The organism is Paraburkholderia sp. SECH4 (genome assembly GCF_030511745.1).
In the GTDB taxonomy this organism is placed as follows: domain Bacteria; phylum Pseudomonadota; class Gammaproteobacteria; order Burkholderiales; family Burkholderiaceae; genus Paraburkholderia; species Paraburkholderia madseniana.
On sequence record NZ_JALOCP010000008.1, the window covers coordinates 191,829 to 209,342 of the forward strand.

Sequence of the window (17,514 nt, forward strand, 5' to 3'; positions counted from 1 at the left end):
AGGGCACTGCGGGACGCGGGCGTTCACGTCCATTTTCATTTAATCGATTTTTAAATCATTTTCTTTCACGATGCTTAAAGCGCCGAATATTTTTGAATTATTTTCGATTTTCGTCGCGGCATTCTTTCCGCGTAATGTGAGCCGTGTGGACGGGTGGCCGGGGATGGCGCGTGCGTCACGCGCCGACTGCTCGTATTCGATCGGGTTCGCGTTGGACCGTGGGCGCTGTGATGAGCCTGATTACTAAGCCCCTTCTTATACGTCGTGTCTTGCGGGAATCAGTCTCGTGTTCTTGTGTCGCTGCTAGCGGCCTCAGCCGTCATCTCATTGGATTTTGCATCCGCGCCGGCCCGTTGCCTGATCGCGGCACGGCCCTGATTGGAGGAATAACTTTGGCCCGTTTCACGTTCAAAACCTGGATTGCTGTGTTTGCCTATGCGGCCGGAATGACGGCGGCGTCGGTCAGCTTCACGGCATCCGCGGAAACCGTGTTGAACGCGAAAAATTCCTGGATCGGTAACACCTTCGGTTTCGGCGATGGCACGTGGACGCAGATCAACATCACCGCGATTGCGGTCGCGCCTGACGGCAAGGTCTATACGAACGCGCCGTGGGACGAAAGCGGCGCCGAAGCGAGCGTCTACCAGAACGGCAAGATGCTCGGCTTCGCGGGCGGCACGCATGGTTGGGGCAACGGCGGCGGCAGCGCGATCGCGGTGAATCGCAAGTACGCCTTCGTGGCGATCGAAGTCGGCAACGAGAAAGGACGTCTGGTCGAGCAGGGCGTGTGGCCGGAAAAGGGCAAACAGTGGTTCGGCATTTCGCGTCGGCAGATCGCCGATCCGAAGCGCGCCGCGCCGTTCCAGCCGGCCGCGAAAAGCGCTGACCCGCATGCGCAACTCGCAGCGGGCTTTCTGATGATGAACGAAGTGCCGACCGGCACGAGTGCCGAAATCGGCGGCATGGCGGCGAACGACACCACGCTATACGCGGCGAACACCGCGCGCGATCGCATCGAAGTGTACGACACGGAATCGATGCAGCAGAAAACAACCTGGACCGTGCACGAGCCGGGCCGTATCGCGCTAGCCTCCGACGGCACGCTCTGGGTGTTGAGCGGCACGCGCAACGATAAGGCGCCGCAAGTGGAGCACTACACCGCCGCGGGCAAGCGCATCGACGAAACATTCACGTTGCCCGCCGATACGGTCGCGGTCGATATCGCTTTGGATGCACAGGGCCGCGTTCTGATCGCGGACAACGGTCCGCGCCAACAGGTGCTGTTTTTCAGCAAGGGCAACGGCCGTTATGCGGAGTCGGGCTCGCTCGGTGAACGCGGTGGCATTTTCAGCGGTACGCCCGGCAAGCCAGGCCCGCAGCGCTTCAACGGTTTGACCGGCGTTGGCGTGGATGCACGCGGCAACGTCTATGTGTCGACCAACGGCATCGGACCACGCTACGAACCGATCGGCGCGGGCCTCGGTGCTACGCTCGAGAGTTACGCGCCGGACGGCAAACAGAACTGGCAGGTGCAAGGCTTGTTGTTCGTCGACGGCGCGTGGATCGATCCGTCGCGTCCGGACAGCGTCTATACCGGCAACAAGCGCTTCGAACTCGATCTCTCGAAGCCTGCGGGGCAGGACTGGAAATACGCGGGCTTTCTGTCGAACCGCTTCAAGTATCCCGACGACCCGGTCTTTCACACCGATCAATATCCCGGCTTGCCGATCGCTCGCAAGCTCAAGGGCCGCACGTTTCTGTACTTGACCGACATGTACGCGGACCACCTGAAGATCTATCGCTTCGATCCGCAGCACGACGGCGAGACTGCGATTCCTTCGGGCTTCATCGCCGGGCGTGAGCGCGCGGTCTCCAAGGTGCCGAACGCGCCGCCGGGGGGCGACTGGATCTGGCGCGACGTGAACGGCGACGGCAAGTTCAACACGGACGAATTCACGCTCAACACGAGCGGCACGAAGCTCGCGGGCGGCTGGGGCTGGTGGGTCGATAGTGCAGGCGACATCTGGCGCACCCGCGATAACAAGGGCATTTATCGCTTCCGTTTTGGCGGACTCGATGCGAAGGGCAACCCGATCTACTTGTATTCGAACCTGACGCAGTACCCGGTGCCGCAACCGTTCACCGAACTGCATCGCGCGATCTACGAGCCCGACACCGACACGATGTATGTGACCGGCTATACGCCCGATACGCCGGTGGATCGCGGCTTCTGGAAAGAGGTAGGCCGCGTGCTGGTGCGCTACGACAAATGGTCGAGCGGCAATCCGGTGCAGCGCTATTCGATCACGCTGCCGTGGACGACGCAAACCAAGCCTATCGCCACGATCATCGGCCTCACCGTTGAAGGGCAATACCTCTTCGGCGTCGAGCCGGTCGGCGCAGTGCACGTGTGGGACAAGGACACTGGCAAGGAACTCGGCGTGATCCGTCCAGGCCCGGAAGTGGGCAGCGCGTCGGGTTGGGTCGATGTGCCCAACGGCATCAGCGCCGCGAAGCGCAGCAATGGCGAGTACCTCGTGTTCGTCGAAGAAGACGCGCGCGGGAAAGTGATGATGTATCGCTGGAAACCATGACACAACGCATGGCATGACCGCTTTCTTCGCAATACCAGGCAAATGTAGTCAAACCCAAGGCATCCGATGGACAAAGGCATTCTCAAGAACGTAGCGATCAACTTCTTCGGGTTGGTGCTGCCGACTTTCGTCTCGCTCGTGACCGTGCCGTCGTATATCAAGCTGCTCGGCGTCGAGCGCTACGGCGTGATCAGTCTCGTTTGGACCCTGATCGGCTACTTCGGGATTCTCGATCTCGGCATGAGCATGGCCGCGCAGAATCACATCTCAAAGGCGCGCGCCTCGGGCGACAAGGGCGAGAGCGCGCGCGTGTTCTGGAGCGCGACGTGGCTCAATCTCGCGACCGGCGTGATCGGCGGGCTGATCATCTATTTCGGCGCGTTTCTGTACACCGCGTACTTCACCAAGGTGTCGCCCGAGTTGCAGCATGAGGTCTATATGGCGCTGCCGTGGCTCGCGGTGGCGATTCCGATTGCCAACGTGTCGTGGGTGTTCGCCGGTGCGATCAACGGCGCGGAACGCTTTGGTGTCTACAACACCAATCAGACGATCGGTACCTTTCTGTTCCAGTTGCTGCCGCTCGGCGCTGCTTTGTGGCTGGGGGCGACCTTGCAGAACGTACTCGCCGCGGCGGTGTTCGCACGGATTCTCGCAGCGATTCTGCTGGGCCGCTCCGCGCTGAAGGTGTTGGACATCCGCAGTGTTCTGCCGCCGCAACTCGGCGTGGCGAAGGGACTCTTCAACTTTGGCGGCTGGATGCTGATTGCGAGCGTCACCAACATGATCGCTGAATCGCTCGACCGCGTGATGCTCGGCACGAGTCTCGGCGCGCGTTTCGTCACCTACTACACGGTGCCGCAGAACCTCGTGACGCGTTTGAACATCGTGCCGACCGCGCTGGTGCGCACGCTGTTTCCACGGCTTTCGGCCGTGGGCCGCGCGGATGCCGACACCATCACGCAGCAGTCGCTCGAATTCCTTAATGGCGTGTTCACGCCAGTCGCGCTGGTCGCGATGCTGGTGCTCGAACCGTTCCTGCATCTGTGGGTCGGCAATGAGATCGCCACCGTGGCCGCGCCGGTGGGCCGGATCATGATCGTTGCCGTGTGGCTCGTCGGCCAGGCGAACGTCACGCGGATTCTGATTCAGTCGCAAGTCAACCCCGCCACCGCCGCGCGCGTCGGCCTGTTTGAATTGCCTCTGTTTGCAGGGGCGTTGTGGCTCGGCATTACCCATTTCGGTTTGACCGGCGCGGCGATGGCCGTGGCCGGCCGGGCGCTGTTCGATTACGCCGTGCTGCTGCGCCTGTCGGCGATTCGCGCCCGCCAGATCGCGCTCGACATGCTCGCCCACCTCGCTTTTCTGCTGGCCAGCCTGTGGCTCGCCAGCTTCCTGCCGAGTCTCGCCTTGGCGATCGTCGCCGGCCTGTTGATGGTTGGCGCGAACGTCGCCTGGTCGATCACGATGACACCCGCTTTGCGCGATCTTGCGCGTTCACTGCTGTTGCGACTGAATCCGAGGAAAAGCGCATGAACCACGAAGTCCTTGAAGAAGCCGTGCTGCAACCTGCGACGCGCAGCGCACTGGCTGAACTCACCACCGTTCCCGGTGTTCAGGCGCCGTCGCGCCGCTCGGCGTTGCGTAGCGACAAGACGGTGCGTGTCGCGATCGTGCACGACTGGCTCGTCACCTATGCGGGCGCCGAGAAGGTGCTCGAACAGATTGTCGCGTGCTTTCCGGACGCGGACCTGTTCAGCCTCGTCGATTTTCTCGACGACCGCAGCTTTCTGCGTGGCAAGCCGGTCACCACCTCGTTCATCCAGAAACTGCCGCTTGCACGGACCAAATACCGCACGTATCTGCCCTTGATGCCGCTCGCGATCGAGCAGCTCGACGTGTCGGCCTACGACGTGGTGATTTCCAGCAGTCACGCGGTCGCGAAGGGCGTTCTGACCGGCCCCGATCAGGTGCATATCAGCTACGTGCATTCGCCGATTCGCTACGCATGGGATCTGCAGCATCAGTACCTGCAGCAGTCGAAGCTGACCGCCGGGCCGAAGTCCGCGATGGCGCGGCTGATTCTGCACTACATCCGCAACTGGGATATCCGCACGTCGAACTCGGTGGACGGCTTTGTTGCAAACTCCGATTTCATCGCGCGGCGGATCAGGAAGGTTTATCAGCGCGAAGCGCAGGTGATCTTTCCGCCCGTCGATGTCGAAGCGTTTGCGCTATGCACCGACAAGGATGATTTCTATCTGACCGCCTCGCGGATGGTGCCGTACAAGAAGATCGATCTGATCGTCGAAGCGTTCGCGCAGATGCCGGAGCGCAAGCTGGTGGTGATTGGCGACGGCCCCGACATGCAGAAGATCCGCGCAAAGGCCGGCCCGAATGTCGAGATCATGGGCTACCAGCCGTTCAAGGTGCTCAAGGAAAAGATGAGCCGCGCGAAAGCTTTCGTGTTCGCCGCGGAAGAAGACTTCGGTATTTCGGTGGTCGAAGCGCAGGCCTGCGGCACGCCGGTGATCGCCTACGGCAAGGGCGGGGCGCTTGAAACCGTGCGCGATCTGTCCGAGTCGCGGCCCACCGGCATGTTCTTCGACGAGCAGAACGTCGAGTCGATCATTGCGGCGGTCGAGCGTTTCGACGGCCACGTGAAGCGTTTTTCGCCGGTGGATTGCCGCGCGAACGCCGAGCAGTTCTCGGCCGCGAATTTCCGCGAACGTTTCTTCGCCCACGTGCGGGCTTCGGTGCCGGCATTGCGCTCGGCGACGCTGCCGCCGTACGTTCCGTATAAAGCAGAGCCGGGTGCCAACGCACCGCGCATCCTCGCGGTCGATCAGAGCGGCGTGCTCGGCGGCGCCGAGTTATCGCTGCTGGAAATCGTTAAAGCTTTGCGCTCGCGCATCGAAGTCGTGCTGTTCGACGACGGTCCGTTCCGCACTGCTTTGGCCAAAGCCGGCGTGACCGTCAACGTGCTGGATGCCGGCGCATTGCGCAATGTGCGCAAGCAGGGCGGTTCGTTGCCGAAGGGTCAGGCGCTCAAGGGCCTGATGTCGCTCGTGCGTGCCACCGCGAAACGTGCGCGCGACGCCGAGGTGATCTATGCGAACACGCAGCGCGCGATGGTGATCGGCGCGATTGCCGGCAAGCTCGCCAGGCGGCCGGTGGTCTGGCATCTGCGCGATATCGTGAGTCCCGAACATTTCGGCGGCAAGCAACTGGCGATCATCAAGTGGTGCGCGCGTCTCGGCCTCACGCACGTGATCGCCAATTCGGCGGCTTCCGCTCGCGCCTTCGCGGAACTCACGCACTTCGACAAAAAGCGTATCGACGTGGTGTTCAACGGTATCTCCGCGGCGCCGTTCGACGCGTTGCGTACGGTCCCGCAAGCGACGTTGCGCCAGCGCCTGAACCTGCCGCAGGATGCGTTTCTGGTCGGCTCGTTCAGCCGCCTCGCGCGATGGAAGGGCCAACACGTGTTGCTCGAAGCGATGGTCCTCAATCCGCAGATGCATGCCGTGCTGGTGGGTGCGCCGCTGTTCGGCGAGGACGCGTACGAGATCGAGTTGCATGCGTTCGTCGCCGCGCACAACCTGGGTGGCCGGGTGCATTTCCTCGGCTTCCAGCACGACATTCCGGCTTGCATGTGCGCGGTCGATGCGGTCGTCCATACGTCGATTACGCCGGAGCCGTTCGGTCGCGTGATCGTCGAGGGGATGCTGGCGCAGCGGCCGGTGGTGGCGGCACGCGCGGGCGGCGTGCTGGAGATCATCGACGATTACGAGAACGGCGTGCTATGCACCCCAGGCGACGCGCATGGTCTCGCCGATACGCTCGCCGAGTTGCGCTCGAACGACGACCTGCGTAACAGGCTGGTCAGAAATGGCTATCAGACGGCGTTGAGCCGGTTCGGGACGGCAACGTATGTGGAAGGTGTCGAACGGATTCTGAAGCGCGTGGCGGGGCGTTGAGGGGCTTGCGCGGGCGCTTAAGCGGATGAACGTGCGAAGTGATTTAACGCGGGGGTAGGCAGGGACTCGGCCGGTTTCTGTCGTTAGCGCAGCGGAGCGAAAGTCCTGAGGACTTCCGCTCCGTTTTTTTCGAGCTACACACCACCTATGCAACTGGGTTGTACAACATGATCCCGGCGGCAAGGCTTGCTCACATTGTCGAAGGAGAAACCTGTTTCTGAAGTGAACATTGTGTTTCTCCGATCTTTCTACTGCATCGCTCTCAGGCTGGCTTCACTACATTCTTCGGTTTGAAACTCGCGGACCACTTCATCGCCGGCAGTTCGACCAGCCGGTAGAACACGTAGGCCACCGGCACGGCCACCAGCATGTAGCCGAACGACGGCCAGATCGACATCTGCAGCGACGAGCGGAACAGGATCGACGACAGCAGCACGAAGATGGGCAGATGGATCAGATACAGCGAGAAGCTGAAATCGCCGAAGCGCGACAGGAGGCGCACGCCAGGCGTATCGGCATTGCGGCGTTCCAGTGCCTTGTACAGGTAGAACGCGAAACCGACGGCCCAGAGCTGGAACGCGCCGTACTGGCCGAAATGAAACGCCGCGCAGCCGAGCGCAATGAACGCCGCGGCGAGTGCGTAGAGCCAGACCGACGAACGCGCATCCGGCGCGCTACGGGCCTTCGCGTCGACGATCCACGCGCCGAGCGTCCACGAAAACCAATAGGACGTGAAGAACTGCATGTCGTGGCGTTCGAGCACATAGGCGGACACCACATTAATGACCGCGACGATCGCCAGCACGGAAGTCATGCCCAGACGCCGGCGCAGCGCGAACAGCAGCGGATAGATCGCGTAGAACTGCACTTCGAGCGATAGCGTCCAGAGCGCGCCGTTCGACCCAAACGTCTTGCCGGCCACGCCTTGCAGCGAAAACAGGTTGACGAGGAATGCCTGCAGGCCGATCTCGCGGATCTTGTGGTTGACCGGCGGCAACTGCAAGCTGGCCCAGTCGAGCGCAAAAGTCAGCACGAGCGCCGCCAGCAATACCGGATAAATGCGCGCAAAACGGCGGATCCAGAAATTGCCGGTGTCGAGCCGGTAGTCGGGATTTTTTGCCAGACGTAGCGCGCCGCCGCGATGAATGCAGTAGCCGCTGATCACGAAGAAAATCGGCACGCCGGCCGAACCCCACGCAATCGGGAAGGTCAGGTAAGCGGCGATCGTACTCAGACTGAATGAATGGCCGACGCTCTGGTGAAAGGTCTGCATGCCCACCCATTCGACCTGGCGGCAATGAAAATAGGCGACCAGAAGCGCGGCGAAACCCCGCATGGCGTCGATTACATGTTCCTTGCCGGCGCTCTCGGCGCGCGCTTCGCTCTGCGCGCGCGGCGCGGTGGCCTTTCGTGACGGGGAAAGGGGCAGGGATGAGCCGGCGGCATCCAGTGCTGAGTCGCTCATGCGCGGTCCTTAATCTGAAGGAAGAAAAAGCTTATTCCCCGGGCACGCCGTGCGCGCCCGCGGTGCATCACATGCTAGTGCACCACGGAGGTAAAAAATCGATAAAAAATTGTGCGGGAAATCGAATTAAATGGCGATTTTGTGACGAAGTGTAATTCCGCATAAGTACTTGCTACATCGAATTATTTGCCGGTTTTGTTGTGCTAATTTAAGGCACGGATTCTCTTGACCAGAGGTGAAGTCATGAACCTGCATTTACTCGCCGGCATTGCCGTGCTGCTGATCCTTGTCGCCGCCTCCGCCTACCGGGAGGCGCTGCGCAACGAACCGATCCGCCGTTTTCGGATGAACCCGGGCAAGCTGCCCCAGCTCGACGAGAACGAATGAGCTGTGTCCGGGAGCGCCGTCGTGCATCCACGATGCGCCCCCGGACGCGCGCGAGGTGACCTGCGATCCGCTTCGCCGGATAAGTAAAATTTTCGGAATTCCAGAAAATAATTCGCTGCCGGTACGTAATTGTTTCCTGATGCATGTCACGATCCGGAATATCGAAAGCCAATCGAATTATTTATTCGAATCGAGAAAAATTAACGCACGAAATGGATTAATTTTTTTGTTAGTCTTTTCGGCGACATCGAGTGGCCGCGAGGCCCGCGAACACACTAATTTCTAACCGATGTGGGAATGCCAACCATGCTGAAAGTCACCAAAGCCGTGTTTCCCGTAGCGGGCCTCGGGACACGCTTTTTGCCGGCTACCAAAGCAAGCCCCAAGGAAATGCTGCCGATCGTCGACAAGCCGCTGATTCAATACGCGGTTGAAGAAGCGATTGCCGCCGGCATCACCGAGATGATCTTCGTGACGGGCCGCAGCAAGCGCGCTATCGAAGATCATTTCGACAAGTCCTACGAGATCGAAGCGGAACTCGAGGCACGCAACAAGCAGAAGCTGCTCGACCTCGTGCGCAGCATCAAGCCGGCTAACGTCGACTGCTTCTATGTGCGTCAGGCCGAAGCCCTCGGTCTGGGTCATGCGGTGCTGTGCGCCGAGAAACTGGTGGGCGACAGCCCGTTCGCCGTGATTCTGGCGGACGACTTGCTGCACAGCTCGAAGCCGGTGATGAGCCAGCTCGTCGACACCTTCAACCACTATCACAGCTCGGTGATCGGCGTCGAAACCATTGCGCGCGAAGACAGCCGTTCGTACGGCGTCGTGGATGGCCGCGAGTGGGAAGACAATGTGATCAAGCTGTCAGGCATCGTCGAAAAGCCGGCGCCGGACAAGGCCCCGTCGAACCTCGGCGTGGTGGGCCGCTACGTGTTGATGCCGACCATCTTCAAGCATATCCGTGCGCTCAAGCCGGGCGCGGGCGGTGAGCTGCAATTGACCGACGCTGTGCAATCGCTGCTGACCGAAGAGCAGGTGCTCGCGTACCGCTACTTCGGCACACGCTTCGATTGCGGCAGCAAGTTGGGCTATCTGAAGGCGACGGTGGAATTCGCGCTGCGTCATCCGGAAGTGAAGGCGGAATTCGAAGCGTATTTGCAAACCTATATGCAGGCGAATATGCAGGCCAGCGTGCCGGCGCAGTACACGGCTGAAGCAGCTTAACGTGTAGGAGACCTTTCACGCTTCACGCAGAAGCAACGCGCAGTACTACCGCGCAAATTAAAACGGGCGCCGCATGATGCGGCGCCCGTCTTTCTATCTGGCCTGGTTTGGGGCTGAGATTCAAGACTCAGGCGGGCCCGAAAGATCGAGCCTTATGCCTGGGCCACTGCCCAAAAAAGCCTTTACTGCGCCTTCTTCACTTCCAGCCGGAACTTATGCAGCAACGGTTCCGTGTAGCCGCTCGGTTGTTCACGTCCTTCGAACACCAGTGCCTGCGCGGCCTTGAACGCCAGCGTGTCGAAGCCCGGCGCCATCGGCTGGTAGTGCGGATCGCCCGCGTTCTGCTCGTCGACCACCTTCGCCATGCGCTTGAAGGTCTCTTCGACCAGCTCGCGCGTGACCACACCGTGATGCAGCCAGTTCGCAATGTGCTGGCTGGAGATGCGCAGCGTGGCGCGGTCTTCCATCAGACCGACGTTGTGAATGTCCGGCACCTTCGAGCAGCCCACGCCCTGATCGACCCAGCGCACCACGTAGCCGAGAATGCCTTGCACGTTGTTCTCGACTTCGCTGCGGATCTCGTCCGCGTTCCACTTCGCTTCGGCGACGACCGGGATCGTCAGCAGGCCGTCGAGCAGTTCGTCGCGAACCTTCGCGTAGTCCGTGCGTTCGAGTTCCTGCTGAACCGCCTGCACGTCGACCTGGTGATAGTGCAGCGCATGCAGCGTCGCGGCGGTCGGCGAGGGCACCCATGCGGTGTTCGCACCGGCCTTCGGATGCGCGATCTTCTGTTCGAGCATGGCGTGCATCAGGTCCGGCATGGCCCACATGCCCTTGCCGATCTGCGAGCGGCCACGCAGGCCCGCGCTCAAACCGACCAGCACGTTGCTGCGCTCGTACGCGGCAATCCATGCGCTCGACTTCATGTCGCCCTTGCGCATCATCGGGCCGGCTTCCATCGCCGTGTGCATTTCGTCGCCGGTGCGGTCGAGGAAGCCCGTGTTGATGAACGCGACACGCTCGGACGCTTCGCCGATACAGGCGAGCAGGTTGACGCTGGTGCGGCGCTCCTCGTCCATGATGCCCATCTTGATCGTGTTGCGCGGCAGCTTGAACAGGTCTTCGACGCGCGCGAACAGTTCGCTCGCGAACGCGACTTCGGCCGGGCCGTGCATTTTCGGCTTCACGATATAGATCGAACCGGTGCGCGAATTCAGCTTGTGCTTGCGGTCGTGCAGCGCGCACAGCGTGGTGATGACACCATCGAGAATGCCTTCCGGAATCTCCTTGCCGTCTTTCGTCAGCACGGCCGGATTCGTCATCAAATGACCGACGTTGCGGATAAACAGCAGCGAGCGGCCATGCAGCACGATCGGCGCCGTGCCGTTCGCGGCGGTGTACACGCGATCGGTGTTCAGACTGCGCGTGAAGGTCTTGCCGCCCTTCGTGACTTCTTCCGTCAGGGTGCCGTTCATCAGGCCGAGCCAGTTGCGATAGAGCTGGACCTTGTCGTCCGCATCCACTGCTGCAACCGAGTCTTCGCAGTCGATGATCGTACTCACCGCGGCTTCGACCAGCACATCCTTCACGTGCGCCGAATCGGTCTTGCCGATCGAATCGTTCGCGTCGATCTGGATTTCGAAGTGCAGGCCGTTGTGCTTCAACAGCACGGCGGACGGTGCGCTCGCGTCGCCCCGATAGCCGATGAACTGTGCCGGCGTTTTCAGTTCGGTCTTGCCGCTTTTCAGCGTGACGACGAGCTTGCCGCCTTCGACGCTATACAGCGTGGCGTCGACGTGCGAGCCGTTCGCGAGCGGGGCGGCCTGGTCGAGAAACTTGCGGGCATAAGCGATCACCGCGGCGCCACGCACCGGGTTGAAGGCCTTCTGCTTTTCTGCGCCGTTGGTCTCGGGGATCGCATCGGTGCCGTACAGCGCGTCGTACAGGCTGCCCCAGCGTGCGTTGGCCGCGTTCAGCGCATAGCGCTGATTCGACAGCGGCACGACGAGCTGCGGGCCGGCCTGTTCGGCGATTTCGGTGTCCACGTGGTCGGTCGTGGCTTTGACGCTTGCCGGCGCCGGCACGATGTAGCCGATGCCTTCGAGGAAGGCACGGTACGCGCGCAGATCGCGCACCGGGCCCGGATTGGCGCGATTCCATGTATCGAGTTCGGTTTGCAGGCGGTCGCGCTCGGCCAGCAGCGCACGGTTTTTCGGCGCCAGCTCATGCACGAGGGCGTCGAAACTTGACCAGAATGCGGCGCTGTCGATTCCGGTGCCGGGCAGGGCTTCGGTTTCGACGAACTGGTCGAGGTTGGCGGCGACTTGCAGTCCACCGCGCGTGTTCATCTGAGTCATCGACTGCTCCATCCTTGAATGGGACCGATGAGGGGGCATCGGTCCGTGTTGTGCTTCGTTTTTATTGCCGCCGCTTTGAACGGATTCCGAATGGCTCCGGACTTAAGCGGCGATTGCCTGAATACCCGCCTTGGCGATTTGTGCGTCCTGATCCGACTTGACGCCCGACACGCCGACCGCGCCGACCACCTGGCCGTCGACGATCACCGGCACGCCGCCTTCCAGCGTGCCTTGCAGCGGTGCGCTCAGGAATGCCGTGCGGCCATTGTTGATCATGTCTTCATATACCTTGGTTTCGCGGCGGCCGATCGCCGAAGTGCGGGCTTTTTCCGTCGCGATGTACGCGCTGGCCGGCGCGCTGCCGTCCAGACGCAGCATGCCGAGTTGATGGCCGCCGTCGTCGACCACCACGATGGCAACGGCCCACTGGTTCTTCTCGGCCTCCGCGCGAGCGGCTTCGAGGATTCGGGTCGTTTCGGCAACGGTCAACACGGGTTTGCTCAGCATAATGAATTTCCTGTTTCGTTTATGGTAGGGATGCTTCTACACGTTGAATCCAGTGACGCGCCGGAGTGTGCCCGGCGCCGGCTCTGTCTTTGCCCGAGCGGTTCGATTGTGGATTTTACGTCCAAGCGCTGTCGGAAGAAACGGCCGCATCGCCCGGCCGGTTTCAGGCAGCGCGTCGAATCCCGCCGGATTCGCGCTCGCGCGGCGCAAACTCTTGCGCAGCAGGCGTTCCGGGGCGGGCCGCTCAATACGAAGCTCAATACGCCGCTCAAGTTCGGCGCAACCGATATCCGGCAACACGCGCCGGCGCTTTACAATCGGAGTTCAACACAAAAAGCGCGTGTTTCCCACACCACTCACACTATGCCTACCATCAGCGAGCTTTTCGTCTATCCGATCAAATCCTGCGCCGGCATTGCGTTGAACGAAGCACGCCTGCTCGCCACCGGCCTCGAATACGATCGATGCTGGATGGTCACCGACCCGAGCGGCGCAATGCTCACACAGCGCGCGTATCCGCGCATGGCGCTGATCAGGGTCGAGCTCGGCGAACATGAACTCGTGATCCGCGCGCCGGGCATGAGCGAGCTGCGCACGCCGCTCGACGCCGCCGGGCTGAGCGCTCCGCAGAAGGTGCAAACCGTGGTCTGGGGCGACGCGGCCTATGGACTCGACACCGGAGAAGAGAGCGCAGCGTGGTTTTCAGCGTTTCTCGGCGTGCCGTCGCGGCTTCTGCGCTTCGATCCCGAACGCGAACGGCAGGTCGATCCGGACTACACCGCTAGCGTCCCCGGGGCCACCACGTATTTCGCCGATGGTTTTCCGCTGCTGGTGATCGGCCAGGCCTCACTCGACGATCTGAACGTGCGCCTGAACAGTAAAGGCGCGCCGTCGATTCCGATGGACCGGTTTCGCCCCAACGTCGTGCTGACGGGACTCGATGCGTACGAAGAGGATTATGTCGAGAGTCTGAGTGTCGACGGCGCAGAGGAGGAGGCCGTGCAGCTGCAACTGGTCAAGCCATGCTCGCGCTGTCCGATGCCGACTATCGATCAGGCGAAGGGCGCGCCCGATCCCGATTGGCCGAACGAGCCGACCGACACGATGAGCGTCTACCGGGCGAATCCGCAGCGGGATGGTGCGGTGACATTCGGCAACAACGCGCTCGTCGCGCGCGGGGCCGGAGCGTGGCTGCGCGTCGGGCAAACGGTCGACGCTGAATTGGGCTTTGGCGATTAACGCCGGCCACGCCCGGTCAGCGCCGCGAGGATCACCGGCATCGGCACGGGCTTGACGAAATGATGATTGAATCCGGAGCGTAACGACTCGCGCCTGTATTGAGCAATTTGAAGTCCCGACAGAATCGAAGCTCACTATTCTGTTTTCTTCGGTCATTCCGGCAAGGTATCTGGCACGGCTTTCTTACGAACAAATTGCCGCTCGGGAGGACGAGGTAGCGCGAATCGCACGGGATAGCGAAGCGGGCAGCCGCATCTACGCCGTGTCCTCGATCCTGCGTCTGATCTGCAAGAACATCGGGTTGGGCTTCGCCACCATCGCTCCATAACGGCCGGCACACAGAGCGGATCTACAACCTGTGTAGGTATATTTCCATACCGATCGGTCAGATCGTGCGCGGTGAGTGTCGCTAAGTGCCGCGAAACACTGCCCGCACGCGTACGGTGCTGCGTCGCACCATCCCTGTGCCTCGCTGCATCAAGACGTGCCCCACATCCTGCTGACAGCAGACCCGTGTCATATGCCGCAAAGCCCCGTTCCACGGCGCTGCAGCGGGAATCTCACTCAATTGGCACAACCTTTGCGTTAAGCCTTGCCATCGGATCAACGTGGATCCGCCGCGAGTGCAACAACAAAGTACTCGCCGCAGCACAGGTCAGGACAACGGCGTCCCCCGAACTCAGTCATCGACTGGGTTCGCGGGACGCCGTTTTTATTTCCGGAATCGCTTTCGCGCAGCAGCCAGCCGGCAGCGATTCGAGCCCAGCACATTGAGGAAGCCGCGGTCATGAAAATCATCGTTATCGGTCACGGGATGGTCGGCCACAAACTGGTCGAATGCCTGGCGCAAGACGCGGCGCATGGGCTCGACATCACCGTGCTGTGCGAGGAATCACGCCCGGCGTACGACCGCGTGCACCTGTCCGAATTCTTCGCGGGCAAAACGGCGGACGATCTGTCGCTCGTCGAGCCGGGTTTCTTCGAGCGCCAGAACGTCTTGCTGAAGCTCAATGCAAAAGCCGTGGCGATCGATCGCGACGCGCGCACCGTAACGGTATCGACCGGTGAAACCTTGCCGTACGACAAGCTGGTGTTCGCTACGGGTTCCTATCCATTCGTGCCGCCCGTGCAAGGCCGCGAACGCGCCGACTGCTTTGTCTACCGCACCATTGACGACCTCGAAGCGATGCAGGAATGCGGTGCCCGTTCGAAGACCGGTACGGTGGTCGGCGGCGGCCTGCTCGGTCTCGAATGTGCTAAGGCGTTGCGCGACATGGGGCTGGAAACGCACGTGGTCGAGTTCGCGCCGCGCCTGATGGCGGTGCAGGTCGACGAAGGCGGGGGCCGGGTGCTGCGCGCCAAGATTGAAGAGCTGGGTGTGACGGTGCACACGCAGAAGAACACCTCGGCGATTGTCGATGGCGAGACGGGCACGCATCGCATGCAATTCGCGGACGGCAGTCACCTCGACACCGACATGATCGTGTTCTCTGCGGGCATTCGTCCGCGTGACGACCTCGCGCGTCAAAGCGGCCTTGCGCTCGGCGAACGCGGCGGCATCGTGATCGACAACGCGTGCCGCACCAGCGACCCGCACATCTACGCGATCGGCGAGTGCGCGCTGTGGGAGGGCAAGCTGTTCGGCCTCGTCGCGCCCGGCTACGAGATGGCACGCGCGGTGGCGAAGCAACTGCACGGCGACTCGGCGGAATTCGCCGGCGCCGACATGAGCACCAAGTTGAAGCTGATGGGCGTGGACGTCGCGAGCATCGGCGACGCGCATGGCAGCACGCCAGGCAGCCGCGCCTATCAGTTCAGCGACGAACGCAAGCAGGTCTACAAGAAGCTGGTCGTGTCCGAATGCGGCAAGTATCTGCTCGGCGGCGTGATGGTCGGCGATGCGAGCGAATACGGCACGCTGCTGCAGATGATGCTGAACCGGATCGAGTTGCCGGCGTCGCCCGAATTCCTGATCCTGCCGTCGTCCGACGGTCAGGCGAAACCGGCGCTCGGCGTCGAGGCATTGCCCGCCGGCGCGCAAATCTGTTCGTGCAACAACGTCTCGAAGGGTGACCTGTGTGCCGCCGTGTGCGCGGGCGCGACCGACATCGGCGCCTTGAAGTGCGCGACCCAGGCCGGCACGTCGTGCGGCGGCTGCGTGCCGCTCGTCACGCAGGTGATGAAGGCCGAGATGAAAAAGCAGGGCCTCGCGGTCAACAACCACGTGTGCGAGCACTTCCCGTATTCGCGCCAGGAGTTGTATCACCTCGTGCGCGTAGAGGGCGTGCGCAGCTTCGGCGAGTTGCTGTCGAAGCATGGTCACGGCCTTGGCTGCGATATCTGCAAACCGGCGGTGGCAAGCATTCTCGCGTCGTGCTGGAACGAATTCGTGCTGAAGAAGGAGCACGCGGCGCTGCAGGACACTAACGATTACTACCTCGCCAACATCCAGCGTGACGGCACCTATTCGGTCGTGCCGCGCATGGCCGGTGGCGAAGTGACGCCCGACGGTTTGATCGCAGTCGGTCAGGTGGCGAAGAAATACGGCCTCTACACCAAGATCACCGGCGGTCAGCGAGTCGATCTGTTCGGTGCTCGCGTCGAACAACTGCCGTTCATCTGGGAAGAATTGATTGCGGCCGGTTTCGAATCGGGTCATGCGTACGGCAAATCGCTGCGTACCGTTAAGTCGTGCGTCGGCTCGACGTGGTGCCGTTACGGTGTCGGCGATTCGGTGGGCCTCGCGGTTGAACTCGAGAATCGCTACAAAGGCCTGCGCACACCGCACAAGATCAAGTTCGGCGTATCCGGCTGCACTCGCGAATGCGCGGAGGCACAGGGAAAGGACGTCGGCATCATCGCCACCGAGAAGGGCTGGAATCTCTACGTGTGCGGCAACGGCGGGATGAAACCCCGCCATGCCGAACTGCTTGCCTCGGACCTCGATAAGGAAACGCTGGTGCGCTACATCGACCGCTTCCTGATGTTCTACGTGCGCACCGCGGACCGTCTGCAACGCACCAGCGTATGGCGCGACAACCTCGAAGGCGGGCTCGACTATCTGATCGATGTGGTCGTGAACGATCGCCTGGGTGTGGCCGCGGAACTCGAAGCGGAAATGCAGCACGTGGTCGACACCTACGAATGCGAATGGAAGAAGGCCGTCACCGATCCTGAAACGCGCAAGCGCTTCCGTCACTTCGTCAACAGCGGCGAGCCGGACAGCAATGTCGCCTTCGTCGAGGAGCGCGGTCAGATCCGGCCCGCGACGGTGGTCGAGCGTCGATCGAAGCTCGCTTCGATTCCTGTGGTTGCCGAAACCGTTTGATTATTTTTTTGCGTTATTCACCGAGGACTTCCGCCATGAACCTTGACCGCCTTCCGCTTGCCTGGACGCCGATTTGCCCGCTCGACGAGATCGTCCCCAACACGGGCGTGTGCGCGCTCGTCAACGGCGAACAGGTGGCGGTGTTTCATGTGAGCAACGGCGACGCGGACGCCGTCGTGTATGCGATCGAAAACTACGATCCGGGCTCGCAGGCGGCCGTGCTCTCGCGTGGGCTGATCGGCAATCTCGGCGAGCGCCTCGTCGTCGCTTCGCCGATCTACAAGCATCACTTCGATCTGCGCACCGGCGAGTGCCTCGAAACACCGGCGTATTCCGTCAGCGCGTTCAACGCACGGGTGGAAAACGGGCAGGTGTGGGTCGCGGTGTGAGTCACTGATTTTTTGTCAACCTTCTCTTCTCGAACGACGTCGCTTGC

12 protein-coding genes are annotated in these 17,514 nt (G+C 61.7%); 8 read left to right on the top strand and 4 right to left on the bottom strand.

Going from position 1 to position 17,514, the window contains the following annotated elements; translation table 11 throughout:
- The first annotated feature begins 392 nt into the window (after positions 1 to 392).
- The 3 genes from M0D67_RS14255 (at position 393) to M0D67_RS14265 (ending at position 6,571) form a co-directional block, all read left to right on the top strand.
- Entirely contained in the window at positions 393 to 2,594 is a 2,202-nt protein-coding gene (locus tag M0D67_RS14255) for a hypothetical protein (protein WP_171925694.1), read from the top strand.
- 66 nt (positions 2,595 to 2,660) lie between these two features.
- Positions 2,661 to 4,127: a flippase gene (locus M0D67_RS14260; RefSeq protein WP_154559284.1), complete on the top strand. Its 1,467-nt coding sequence runs from the start codon at positions 2,661 to 2,663 to the stop codon at positions 4,125 to 4,127.
- Positions 4,124 to 6,571, top strand: a complete 2,448-nt coding sequence (locus tag M0D67_RS14265) for a glycosyltransferase family 4 protein (protein ID WP_171925693.1) — start codon at positions 4,124 to 4,126, stop codon at positions 6,569 to 6,571. The genes M0D67_RS14260 and M0D67_RS14265 overlap by 4 nt, the downstream gene beginning before the upstream one ends.
- A 262-nt stretch (positions 6,572 to 6,833) precedes the next feature.
- On the opposite strand, the gene M0D67_RS14270 is transcribed toward M0D67_RS14265, so the two are convergent.
- Positions 6,834 to 8,036, bottom strand: coding sequence for an acyltransferase (locus M0D67_RS14270; protein ID WP_266238955.1), 1,203 nt, complete (start codon positions 8,034 to 8,036; stop codon positions 6,834 to 6,836).
- Positions 8,037 to 8,279: 243 nt separating this feature from the next.
- Between M0D67_RS14270 and M0D67_RS14275 the strand changes: the two genes are divergently transcribed.
- Positions 8,280 to 8,423 carry a hypothetical protein gene (locus M0D67_RS14275; RefSeq protein WP_165923841.1) on the top strand — a complete coding sequence of 48 codons (144 nt, stop codon included), beginning with the start codon at positions 8,280 to 8,282 and terminating at the stop codon, positions 8,421 to 8,423.
- 306 nt (positions 8,424 to 8,729) lie between these two features.
- Positions 8,730 to 9,647: a UTP--glucose-1-phosphate uridylyltransferase GalU gene (gene galU, locus M0D67_RS14280; protein ID WP_154559287.1), complete on the top strand. Its 918-nt coding sequence runs from the start codon at positions 8,730 to 8,732 to the stop codon at positions 9,645 to 9,647.
- Positions 9,648 to 9,829: 182 nt separating this feature from the next.
- Here galU and M0D67_RS14285 read toward each other — a convergent pair whose 3' ends face one another.
- The 3 genes from M0D67_RS14285 to M0D67_RS14295 form a co-directional block, all read right to left on the bottom strand.
- Positions 9,830 to 12,004, bottom strand: a complete 2,175-nt coding sequence (locus M0D67_RS14285) for a malate synthase G (RefSeq protein WP_266238956.1) — start codon at positions 12,002 to 12,004, stop codon at positions 9,830 to 9,832.
- Between the two features lie 102 nt (positions 12,005 to 12,106).
- The gene (locus M0D67_RS14290) at positions 12,107 to 12,511 is read right to left on the bottom strand and encodes a heme-binding protein (RefSeq protein ID WP_054037573.1); all 405 of its coding nucleotides are present in this window, start codon (positions 12,509 to 12,511) and stop codon (positions 12,107 to 12,109) included.
- A 36-nt stretch (positions 12,512 to 12,547) separates the two neighbouring features.
- Positions 12,548 to 12,811, bottom strand: coding sequence for a hypothetical protein (locus tag M0D67_RS14295; protein WP_154559289.1), 264 nt, complete (start codon positions 12,809 to 12,811; stop codon positions 12,548 to 12,550).
- A gap of 63 nt (positions 12,812 to 12,874) precedes the next feature.
- Here M0D67_RS14295 and M0D67_RS14300 point away from each other — a divergent pair, with 63 nt between their 5' ends.
- The 3 genes from M0D67_RS14300 (at position 12,875) to nirD (ending at position 17,467) form a co-directional block, all read left to right on the top strand.
- On the top strand, positions 12,875 to 13,750 hold the full coding sequence (locus tag M0D67_RS14300; RefSeq protein WP_171925689.1) for an MOSC domain-containing protein: 876 nt from the start codon (positions 12,875 to 12,877) through the stop codon (positions 13,748 to 13,750).
- A gap of 787 nt (positions 13,751 to 14,537) precedes the next feature.
- On the top strand, positions 14,538 to 17,078 hold the full coding sequence (gene nirB / locus M0D67_RS14305) for a nitrite reductase large subunit NirB (RefSeq protein WP_171925688.1): 2,541 nt from the start codon (positions 14,538 to 14,540) through the stop codon (positions 17,076 to 17,078).
- A 35-nt stretch (positions 17,079 to 17,113) separates the two neighbouring features.
- Positions 17,114 to 17,467, top strand: coding sequence for a nitrite reductase small subunit NirD (gene nirD, locus M0D67_RS14310; RefSeq protein WP_171925687.1), 354 nt, complete (start codon positions 17,114 to 17,116; stop codon positions 17,465 to 17,467).
- Positions 17,468 to 17,514: the final 47 nt, after the last annotated feature.

What these genes read in the sequence shown, in the direction of transcription:
- nirB (WP_171925688.1), top strand. Translation starts at nt 14,538, where the DNA reads ATGAAAATCATCGTTATCGGTCACGGGATGGTCGGCCACAAACTGGTC.
- M0D67_RS14265 (WP_171925693.1), top strand. Translation starts at nt 4,124, where the DNA reads ATGAACCACGAAGTCCTTGAAGAAGCCGTGCTGCAACCTGCGACGCGC.
- nirD (WP_171925687.1), top strand. Translation starts at nt 17,114, where the DNA reads ATGAACCTTGACCGCCTTCCGCTTGCCTGGACGCCGATTTGCCCGCTC.
- M0D67_RS14300 (WP_171925689.1), top strand. Translation starts at nt 12,875, where the DNA reads ATGCCTACCATCAGCGAGCTTTTCGTCTATCCGATCAAATCCTGCGCC.
- M0D67_RS14260 (WP_154559284.1), top strand. Translation starts at nt 2,661, where the DNA reads ATGGACAAAGGCATTCTCAAGAACGTAGCGATCAACTTCTTCGGGTTG.
- M0D67_RS14270 (WP_266238955.1), bottom strand. Translation starts at nt 8,036, where the DNA reads ATGAGCGACTCAGCACTGGATGCCGCCGGCTCATCCCTGCCCCTTTCC.
- M0D67_RS14285 (WP_266238956.1), bottom strand. Translation starts at nt 12,004, where the DNA reads ATGACTCAGATGAACACGCGCGGTGGACTGCAAGTCGCCGCCAACCTC.
- M0D67_RS14290 (WP_054037573.1), bottom strand. Translation starts at nt 12,511, where the DNA reads ATGCTGAGCAAACCCGTGTTGACCGTTGCCGAAACGACCCGAATCCTC.
- galU (WP_154559287.1), top strand. Translation starts at nt 8,730, where the DNA reads ATGCTGAAAGTCACCAAAGCCGTGTTTCCCGTAGCGGGCCTCGGGACA.
- M0D67_RS14275 (WP_165923841.1), top strand. Translation starts at nt 8,280, where the DNA reads ATGAACCTGCATTTACTCGCCGGCATTGCCGTGCTGCTGATCCTTGTC.